The organism is Microvirga aerophila (assembly GCF_003332305.1).
In the GTDB taxonomy this organism is placed as follows: domain Bacteria; phylum Pseudomonadota; class Alphaproteobacteria; order Rhizobiales; family Beijerinckiaceae; genus Microvirga; species Microvirga aerophila.
This window is the reverse complement of record NZ_QOIO01000024.1, coordinates 91,423-100,990: the sequence shown is the minus strand read 5'-3', so window position 1 is coordinate 100,990 and position 9,568 is coordinate 91,423. Positions and strand designations below refer to the sequence as shown.

General features: G+C 55.5%; 8 protein-coding genes. 4 read left to right on the top strand and 4 right to left on the bottom strand.

The window, feature by feature from the left end; all coding sequences use genetic code 11:
* Together DRB19_RS30780 and DRB19_RS14920 are read right to left on the bottom strand one after the other, a co-directional pair.
* On the bottom strand, positions 1-189 hold a 189-nt coding region (locus DRB19_RS30780; protein ID WP_210207480.1), incomplete at its 3' end, for a hypothetical protein.
* Between the two features lie 1,034 nt (positions 190-1,223).
* On the bottom strand, positions 1,224-3,782 hold the full coding sequence (locus DRB19_RS14920; RefSeq protein ID WP_162815700.1) for a sensor domain-containing phosphodiesterase: 2,559 nt from the start codon (positions 3,780-3,782) through the stop codon (positions 1,224-1,226).
* Between the two features lie 260 nt (positions 3,783-4,042).
* Here DRB19_RS14920 and DRB19_RS14915 point away from each other — a divergent pair, with 260 nt between their 5' ends.
* From DRB19_RS14915 to DRB19_RS14900, 4 genes are all read left to right on the top strand, one after another.
* Positions 4,043-4,447 (top strand): DoxX family protein, encoded by a 405-nt coding sequence (locus DRB19_RS14915; protein ID WP_162815699.1) that lies wholly within the window; start codon positions 4,043-4,045, stop codon positions 4,445-4,447.
* 1,135 nt (positions 4,448-5,582) lie between these two features.
* Entirely contained in the window at positions 5,583-5,804 is a 222-nt protein-coding gene (locus tag DRB19_RS14910; protein WP_162815698.1) for a hypothetical protein, read from the top strand.
* A gap of 92 nt (positions 5,805-5,896) precedes the next feature.
* Entirely contained in the window at positions 5,897-6,775 is an 879-nt protein-coding gene (locus tag DRB19_RS14905) for a hypothetical protein (RefSeq protein WP_114186816.1), read from the top strand.
* A 103-nt stretch (positions 6,776-6,878) separates the two neighbouring features.
* A complete protein-coding gene (locus DRB19_RS14900) occupies positions 6,879-7,154 on the top strand; it encodes a hypothetical protein (protein WP_114186815.1) in 276 nt (91 codons plus the stop codon).
* Between the two features lie 337 nt (positions 7,155-7,491).
* Here DRB19_RS14900 and DRB19_RS14895 read toward each other — a convergent pair whose 3' ends face one another.
* On the bottom strand, positions 7,492-8,127 hold the full coding sequence (locus DRB19_RS14895; RefSeq protein WP_147021727.1) for a hypothetical protein: 636 nt from the start codon (positions 8,125-8,127) through the stop codon (positions 7,492-7,494).
* 264 nt (positions 8,128-8,391) lie between these two features.
* Positions 8,392-9,048 (bottom strand): recombinase family protein, encoded by a 657-nt coding sequence (locus tag DRB19_RS14890; RefSeq protein WP_114186813.1) that lies wholly within the window; start codon positions 9,046-9,048, stop codon positions 8,392-8,394.
* Positions 9,049-9,568 lie beyond the last annotated feature (520 nt).

Here is a 9,568-nt window from a genome sequence, read left to right as displayed (position 1 = left end):
TCCGATTTTGGGCAGTGATGGACGGGCGGTTTTCTCCCGCGAGCTTGGAACACAAGCATCACCGCTCGTGTGATAGCCAGATGGGCAGATGCCGACGTTGGGCACAGCCTGCGCCTTCGCCTCGGAGATCGAGAAGCATAGGAACACCGATAGCAGCGCGACCGTCAGCCCGTTGTTACCTTGATACATGGCTGTCACTCGAAGAACTCACTCGCCTCACATGGCACCTGATAGGCTTTTTACGAGCCATCTATCAGGAGTGGCCAAGGATTGCGGATTAAGCTTGGGATTTGTCGCTCTGGGTTGAGTTCAGGAGCCTCAGACAGCGGCCTGCGTGGGACTTCAAAAGAGCCTGTGACATCCTCCCAAACAAGGCGCGGGCGCATCGAAAGATACGATGGAAGGTCTGGATATGACAGTGAGGTCAGGCTTTCAGCCGCGATCTCTACTTGAGGCAGGGATGGTTCAGCCGGTTCCAGGGGCGGCAGTGCAGCAACGGGGAAGCTCGGCTCAGCAGCCTCGGGCGGGGGTGGCATGGCCGCTTCTATCGGCACCTTTGGCACGGCAGGCTCTAGTGGAAGCGGTAGCTCAACGGTTGGCGGGGTCGAGGAGAACGTCGGCTCTGCGGGTTCTGGCGGTTCGGGCATCAGCGCTGCAACCGGGAAGTTGGGCTCGGTAGGCTGCGGGGGCGGCGGAAGCACCACAACCGTAGGCGGCTCGGGCGAAATTCGGGGTTCCGGTGGCTGTTGGGGTGCTTGCGGCGGCTGAGCTTCAGGTTGGGGCGGTAGCTCTTCCTTCGGGCTAACGTTTGGACTGACCTGACGAGAGAGGATAGCCGAACGCATTTCGGCATCCTCGGCAATCTTCTTGGCCTGACGCCTCACCTCCACATTGTTGGGCCGTGCCTTGGGTGCAGCTTCCAGTGCAGGGACAGGCTCGGGTATACCAGCCGGATTCACCATACTTTCAGCGCAGGATGCGATGATCCAACTCAAACCAAGGGCAGTACACACCCCTAAGTTTCGCATTTCCCCGCAGCCTCCCCCTGATCTTCTCATCAGGCTAGCAGAGAAGACGACGCGGAGGAGGTCCAACCTCGCATTGCGCTCCTTTGACGCGAAGAATCTTGTGAAAATGGCTGCGGGCTTCCGGAACTGACATGTGATCTTCGCCCCGAGGCCGTGTTGAACCCATGTGGATGCCGTGCCAAGCAGCCTTGGCTTCTACCACTTCGAAATCAGGTTTGGCACATCGGAGCCAGCCACTGGGTGCGCAAAGTAGTAGCCCTGCGCATACTCGCAACCCATCTCTCGCAACCGTTGAACCTGCCCAGTCGTCTCGACTCCTTCGGCGGTGATCTGGAGCTTCAGGTTCCTGCCGAGGCCGATCACCGCCGCGACGATGGCGTTGTCATCAGGGTCCTGCTCAAGGTCTTGCACAAAACTCCGGTCAATCTTGATGTGATCAACTGGGAACCGCTTGAGGTGCGTGAGGGACGCATAGCCTGTTCCAAAATCATCAAGTGCGATCTTGATCCCTTGATCGCCGAAGGTCTTCAGAACCGATGAGACCGCATCGAGGCGTCCATCCAGCAGCACCTTCTCGGTGATTTCCACCTCAAGATACTGAGCCGGAACCTGGGACGCATCGAGAGCGCGCAGGAAGTCATCCGCGAAATCGGGTTGGGTAAACTCCGCATGGGATAGATTGACAGCGACGCGCCCAAAGCTCAGGCCGCTGCTGAGCCAGTTGCGCATATCTGCCGCGATTGTGCTGATCAGACGCTGGCCCACTAAGGTTGCAAGCTCAACATCGTCAAAAGCCGCCCCGAAGGTGCTGGGTGTCAGAAGACCTTGCCTCGGGTGGTTCCAGCGAGCGAGCGCCTCAAAGCCAATAATGGCACCCGTAGCGAGGCATACCTGCGGCTGATAGTAGGGGACGATCTGATCCTGCGAGAGTGCCTCCCGCATCTCGCGCCTGAGTGTGATCCGCTGCACCGTGGCGGCTCGCATCTCCGGGGTATACATCGTCACACGATTACGTCCTTCTGCCTTGGAGCGGTAGAGAGCGATGTCAGCATCCTTCAGCAATTCGGCAGCCTCAGCGGCATGGTCTGGATACACTGCCATGCCAATGCTTGCCCTGGTGGCGATGCTTTGACCCGCATAGGAGAACAACGGTTGATTAAGGCTCTTGATCATGTTTTCGGCAAACGTCACCCCTCGCTGGAGAACGGATGGGTCCGTGAACAGAACCGCGAATTCGTCACCCCCGAGCCTCGCCGCCGTGTCACAGCCTGTGACCATCGAGGACAGCCGTTTTGCTGTTTCCTTCAGCAGGGCATTGCCAGCATCGTGGCCGAACGAGTCGTTCACTTCCTTGAAGTCATCCAGGTCGATCAGCAGAAGACAAACCGTCGTTCGGTTTTGCTTCGCCTCGGCAAGAGCCTTGTCCAGGCGAGCGTGGAACAGGGTGCGGTTCGGCAACTCGGTAAGTGGATCATGGTTTGCCAGATGCCAGAGACGCTCCTCGGCCTGTTTTTCTTCATGAATGTCGGTGATCGTGCCAACCCATTCCCGAACAGAGCCGTTATCGGCCTTCAACGGCACACCACGCGCCAGAACCCAGCGATACTCGCCATTCTTGGTCAGGACACGGTATTCAACCTCGCCGGGTCGGCCTTGCTCTCGCAGTTCCTGCCAGACTGCAACGGCCTGCTCCCGGTCATCAGGATGAAGGGCATTCAGCCAGCCGTGACCTTCATACCCCTTTGGCGCTTGCGCAGCGAACTCCTCCCAGCCCCAGCCTTCGAGGATTGAACCATCGGGTGTCGCTCGCCAGACCATAGCCGTGCTCGCTTGTATCAAAGCCCGGTAGCGCTCCTCGCTCTCGGCCAGTGCGACTTCCGTCTCCTTGGCTTCGTGGATGTCGGTGGTAGTGCCGAGCCAGCGCTCGACACCGCCCTGTTCATTGCGCAGTGGCACTGCTCGGACCAAGGTCCAGCGGTACTCGCCCGAATGGTGGCGCAGACGGCACTCAACCTCGTACGGTTCGCCGGTCGCGAGGGAGTGCCGCCATCTGGCCCACGTCCGATCTTGATCTTCAGAGTGAAGAACTTCGCTCCACTGGTCTCCTATAGCTGACCCCAATGGCAGACCCGAGAACTCGTACCAGCGCTGATTGTGAAAGTCGTTATAGCCATCGGGCAGCGCCGACCACACAGCATGAGGCATAGCATCGATGATGCGCTTGAGCCGCGCCTCGTTCTCCTCATGAGCTTTTTCGGCTTTCCTGAGCTTGAGTTGGGTCATCACCGCGCGAGCCAGATCAAGCAGGGCCGTTGATTGCTCGGGCGTCAGGCCCTCTGGGCGGGGCTTGTCGTCAAGGACGCAGAGGGTTCCGAGCGGCAGTCCATCATCTGTGACTAGTGGCGCACCCGCGTAGAAGCGCAAGTATGGTCTGCCTGTGACGAGCGGGTTGTCGGCAAAACGCGGGTCCTGGGTTGTATCGGGCACGACGAAGACACCGGATTGCAGAATAGTGTGACCACAGATGCCGATGCCGCGTGGGATTTCCCGCTCTCCAACCCCGATCTCGCACTTGAACCAATGCCTGACATCATCCACCAGCGACACGAGGGCCATCGGGGCGTTGCAGATGTGGGCGGCTGAGGTGGTAATCTCCTCAAAGGCCGCTTCCGGTTCGGTATCGAGAACGCGGAAGCTCCTGAGAGCAGCGAGACGGTCAGCCTCCGTCCATGACGGGGAACCGCTCTGGGGCATGGGTACTGACATCAATAGACGGCCTAAAATATATCCCGAAAAACGCCACCGAGAATATGGGCCTGCCGGTATGAAGTAAACCGAGGAGGGACATCCTATGGGGCGGCACACCGGTTATAAACGTACCATAATAACATCATGTTGGTCCGGTTCGTATCCGTAACCGAATTCTAACCGACCAGGGATCATCTGGCTGTTGCGACTGAGTGGGGCAAAGCCGTTCAATCCGTCGTGCTCTACAGGACCATAGGAGGAAGCTCGTGTTGAGCCGCAGCGAAGATTTTGCATTGTTTCTGGGGCGTCTGTTCGTGGCGGCTCTCTTCCTGCCGTCTGGCTTCAACAAGCTCATGGCGTTCTCGACCTTCACATCGTCCCTCGCGGCGAAGGGGATGCCTTACCCGGCAGTGATCGCAGGCGTCATGGTAGCCGCCGAGTTCCTCGGACCTTTAGCCTTGCTCATCGGACTTTGGCCGCGTTGGACAGCTTTAGCGCTCATTGGCTTCACGGGGCTCAGTCTCTGGATGACCTATGGCCAATCTGGTTTGAACATGCTCCTTCGTCCCCAGCAGAGCATCGAGCTTTTCGAGCGCCTCGCGATCATCGGCGGACTGCTGTTTTACTTCTCCTCTGGACCGGGAGGATGGAGTCGAACCAGCTTGAGGTGATTGTAAAGCGGATGTCCGTCATCTTGGGGTGTACGGGTTGAGCAGACGGCTCATGTACGCTGCTACCCGGCAAGAACGTCGGCTCGGGGGTGCAAAGGTCAAAGATCGTCAGGACACTCATCGCGTTCCCGATCTGAACTCACCTTTCGGCTGCCACCTCTGAGGGCAATCTCGATACAAACTATTTGACGGATTTCGGGGCCATGAGACGGTCGTAGGTGACTGATCACCGGAGTGACCGTTGATACCCGATCTCGATAACATTACGCTCGAACCCAACCCAGTTACTGGCTGACCTCTCCGAGGCGCTATCGCGCTTGATCGTGCCCACCAAAATTATCTTACGTACCTTTCGACCTGTTCGACGCTCAAACGGCAAGCTAACTTCCTGGCCCTGAGTGTCTTAGAGGAGAAAGGTGCCGACCACCTTGCTGGGCACTTCACGGCAGAGGGTCTGACCAAAGATTACGCCAGCCGCAATCCTCTCGGCGAGATAGGACACGTCCTCATCACGGCACGGGCGCAGGACATCTGCGAGTGTAAGGCTTTATTCGGCAGAGAGGCTGCGGTGTCTGTACGTCTTTTGCACCGGATCGGTAACGGTCCTTTACCTCAGGCAGCTTACCTAAGGCTCATTGATCTGATGTCGCGTCCTGAACTCCGAGACAGAGCGCGCCTTCTGAGGCAAAGCTGTCCCATCTCGAAGGTGAGCATTGAAGCGGCGCTCCGACTTCCCACGCCGCTCCTGCGACAGGAGGTTATTACTCGGCTTCATTCTGTTGAGCAGATCGAGCAGTTACGTGTTGCACTCAATATGATCCTAAGTCTTATACCAGAGGCGGCACATGGTGAGGTTTGGCAGTCTCTCGCTTCCCTGTCACCTTCGACCTCCCTTCGTACATGGCTTCGTCGTCTGATTGATAAGGTTCCAAGCCTCCCTATAGCGTGCCCGTTCGACGATGATGCCGACGTTACATTCCTGACCTCTCCCAAAGCGCTGCGGGATACAGGGCGTCGCATGTCCAACTGCCTTGGCACGAGAGTCTTACACTGCTTCCTCCACAGGAACTTGTACGCCAACTGGCATAACCCCGAAGCAATTATCGAGCTTCAAAGCCTCAGCCGCAGGAACTGGATGATCAGCGGCATTTATGGCGTAAGAAACAGCAAGGTCGATCCAGAGACCTTACGAGCCATACGGGCCAAATTTGACGCTGGCGGCGTCCTCGTTCCGGCCCAGTTTGCAGATGCCAAGTACATCAATCAGACTGCTGACCTTCTCGGTGTGTACGATTTCGGTGGCAATGACCTCGGTGCTGAGGAATTCGACCTCGCCCAGCTTGAGGATGCGGGCTGACGTTCCTCGTCCACGGTTTCCCGTGTCGTGATTCGTAACCTTACGCTTCGGCTCAATAACCCCGCCTCCAAACCTCTCCAACGGTGTCTCCGATGTCTAAGCAAGTCGAGTGGACGATCAAGGGTGGCATTATTGGCGGCCTCTTCGGCGTCGGTATGCATCTCCTGTTCCGGATGCTCCTCAGTATCCTAGGCATCTTCTTCGCATACTGGTACATCACAATTCCGCTGGTCGCCTACTTCTATGTGGCCAATAAGATTTCGTATTGGTGGAACAATGAGGCCGAGCGGGATGCGATCTACGAGACGTTCCAGCCGGATCGCGTCATTCTGTCGGGTATCCGTCCGGTCATGACGACAGGCGGGATTCGCTTCATCGAGTTCGACATCAACAACAACGCCAATGCCCGTGTCTATCGGGTGAGCGCCACCTGCATGTACGAGCCGGAAGAGTTGGAGGACGAAGAGTACAAGTCCGCCCGTGTGTATACGGAACATGCCTATGCCGAGCACGTGAAGCCGGGAGAGACAAAGCGGGTTCGATTGCCGCTCCAGCCTGACAGCTACCTCTGGCGGGCCAAATCAGAAAACCTGAAGGGTCTTCGCTGCGAGCCTAGGTTTGATTACGAGGTGTCCGATCTTTTCCAGGGCGACATGAAAAAGTGGCGGCTCGATTCGCAGGTGGATGTCATTCTCAACCACGTCATCACGCCTCGCAAGAATTGGGGCAACAGACATTTCGTTGAAGTCCAGGGGCACCTGACCAACAACTCGAAGGTAACCATCGGAACCGTGAACGTCCTCTGTGACGTGACGAACGATGCTGGTTTCACGGACAGCCATGCCAAGCACTATAACAAGCTGAACCTGAAGCCCGGCGAGACCATGAGGTTCGATGGCCGGGTGACCGAAGTCACTTACAAGCCCGTGGCGACACTCTGCCGGGTTAATGGCGTCCACACGACAGATTAGTCTCAATCGCTCATGAACCATGAGCGGAGCACCACCGGCTTTCGGTTGGGGAAGCTCACCGACTGTAGGATAAATACATCGACACTTTAAATCGAGGCTTCCAATGCATTATTATGAACTTCCTATTCCCGAGCACCCAGCAAAGCGCGAGAGACCGCGAGACATCGTACGTCTGAATGTCTTCAAGGCCGAGTTGGCTGACATGGAGCTAATTCAAGCAGCGCATGGCTCGGAATACATCGTAAGCGTTGAAAAGTTTCCGGTGATTGATGCTTTCACCATTGAGGTGCTGTGCCCAAACCCAGATGCTGCCGCTGCGCTGTGGGATGCTTGGCTCACCTACTGCGAGACGAGCCCTTTTCGTCCAACCCTGAAGTAGCGTTCGGATGATGGCTCACGATTGCGATCTCCATGCCAGTCCTTCCCGTAAGAGACCATGAGACTCCGAGAAATCTTGATCTCGTGTCCAGTGCTGTGCTCGGAAAATCGCGAGTGCTCAGTCACTTGAATCACTCTTGCCTGACGAGATGTTCACCATCCCCGTGAAATCATGGGCAGAATCGTGAGCGACAGGGTAAGAATTTGATCAGTTCTCGCGAGAGACGCCATCTCGACCAATGAGGCATGGACAGGAACTGAAATTATAAGTCTGGGTTAAAACACCTGGAGACGAAGATCGTCTCCAGGTGGGTTACGTCTACCTTTCGGTACCGCTTTTATGGAAGCTCTGCTAGGAGCACACCACCATCCCGTGCCGGTGTGAACTTGAGGACGGTTTTTGCGCCAGCAGCTTTCTTGAAAGTTATTGCATCCTTCATTGTGAAGAATTGAACAGACCATGAAGCTGGGTAATCGAGTTGGATGTGGCTCCAGGTTGGCAGGCGTCCGAGACACTTCAGCTTCAGGCCGACAGTGTGACGCTGCAACTCATCCCAAAACTCCTGCGCAGCAACATTATTGATGGAACTGTCATCAGGATCATGACCATTTGCGATGAGTGTAGCCTTTCTGCTCTCCACCGCAGAGAGCCAATCGATGCCCCAAACTCCGTAATACGGTTTTCTCAATATCGTTGTTTCAACGAAGCAGATATCACGTAGGGGTAAGTTTACGTCGTCCTTCCCCTTCCGATGCCGTATGACTTCAAGACTATTGATGTGCTCCTCATAATCGCGGAGATCGCGAATTCGAGAGAAGCTGATGGTTGTTTCGCAGTTGTGAGATTGTATCTTCCATCTACCATGTTTACCGCCCATAATTTTAGAAACGTCAGATAAAATAAAATTCTCGAATGATGCGCGATTTTTTGAATATTGTGGAAGTAGTCCGATTGTCAGGCGATGTTTGAACATGAATTAACCTTAAAATAAAATATGAATTTTGAATGTAGGCCGATGAACGATACGCATCAGCACTGGACTTACTGTACAGTATCTGCGCTTCAAGAAGCAAAATTAAACTGGAGCAAAAAACGATTCTAGTTGCGTGCGTCCATGTTGATCGCAAGTGAATGTGTTGCCACCGCCGATCTTTATGTAGTTGGCGCACTGGTAGGCGTGCCCCCGTCATGCGGATGACGACACTATCTGTGGCCAATAAGAGTATCGCTGTTTGATCTATGGATTGCAGGGACGGCGGGGCGAATCCATACATGGCCCTATTATTGGTTGTTCGGGAAGCACCAGTTTGCGCGCTTCGCGTTCGGACAATCCTTTGAGCACACGATATACGGACGCTCGCCCGATCCCGAGCCTTTCGGCAATCGCCGTAGCTCCTAGCCCTTCCTCTCTGAGACGGTGCACTTCATCGAGCTTGATCGTTGGTGGGCGACCTCGATAAGTCCGTTCGCTCTTAGGTTTCGTGCTGTCGATCTCTTTGATTCGGCGGATAGACTCCGTCTGCCTTTCGCGTCGCAGGTTCGTTTCCAGTTCAGCAAACACGCCCAGTAGGTCGAGCATGCATTTGCCAAGGGGAGTGGATGTGTCGATAGGCTGTTCGGTTGCCTTCAGCGAAGCACCCTTCGCCTTGAGTACACGTAGGATGTCCTGGAGGTCGGCGATGGAACGGGCAATTCTGTCAACTCGGGTTACGCAAATCGTGTCCCCATCTCGGACAAAATCGAGCAGGGTCTGTAACTCGACACGGCCTTCCGTGGTGGTGCCACTTTTCTTCTCCGAGCGTATGACCGTGCAGCCCGCCGCACGTAACGCTTCAATCTGAACATCCAGACTTTGAGAGACGTGTGAAACACGTGCGTATCCGTAGAGCGCCATGCTGACCTCAAGTGTCTTGTTTGGGTCTCATCAGGATGGACTGAGTCTCAAATCCCGCAACTAATCCATACAAGACGTATTCGATGGATCGGGAGCGTCTCGGAACAACGTCTTGCCAGAGGTTACTCAAATGAGGCACTGCACAGCGACGATTGTGCTGACCTACCCGCTGATATCGGCACCGGTACTGAGTGCTCTCACGTCAGTGACCGAAATGCCTCGGCCTCTGCTATCCGCTCGCTTCCTTTGTCCTTTCCACGAGAGAACCGAAACCACATTGGCCTGTCGGGGTGGAGCCGAAGCATGTGCGGGGCGGAATTATAGAGATGTCGAGCAACGCGAGACATCTCATCGACCGAGGTCACGAGGTGTTATTACATCGAGCGAAGCGCGATGAGGTCGCGAGACCGGGTGATTAGACGACGCGAAGCGACGGAGTGAGGTCGCGAAAAACCGAAGTTTTTCGCAATCTCATTATAATTACTTTATTACATATTAGATATTGCACATTATCGATTGA

Excerpts from the sequence above, each read along its gene's own strand:
- DRB19_RS14905 (WP_114186816.1), top strand. The coding sequence starts at position 5,897 with ATGTCTAAGCAAGTCGAGTGGACGATCAAGGGTGGCATTATTGGCGGC.
- DRB19_RS14890 (WP_114186813.1), bottom strand. The coding sequence starts at position 9,048 with ATGGCGCTCTACGGATACGCACGTGTTTCACACGTCTCTCAAAGTCTG.
- DRB19_RS14900 (WP_114186815.1), top strand. The coding sequence starts at position 6,879 with ATGCATTATTATGAACTTCCTATTCCCGAGCACCCAGCAAAGCGCGAG.
- DRB19_RS14895 (WP_147021727.1), bottom strand. The coding sequence starts at position 8,127 with ATGTTCAAACATCGCCTGACAATCGGACTACTTCCACAATATTCAAAA.
- DRB19_RS14910 (WP_162815698.1), top strand. The coding sequence starts at position 5,583 with ATGATCAGCGGCATTTATGGCGTAAGAAACAGCAAGGTCGATCCAGAG.
- DRB19_RS14920 (WP_162815700.1), bottom strand. The coding sequence starts at position 3,782 with ATGCCCCAGAGCGGTTCCCCGTCATGGACGGAGGCTGACCGTCTCGCT.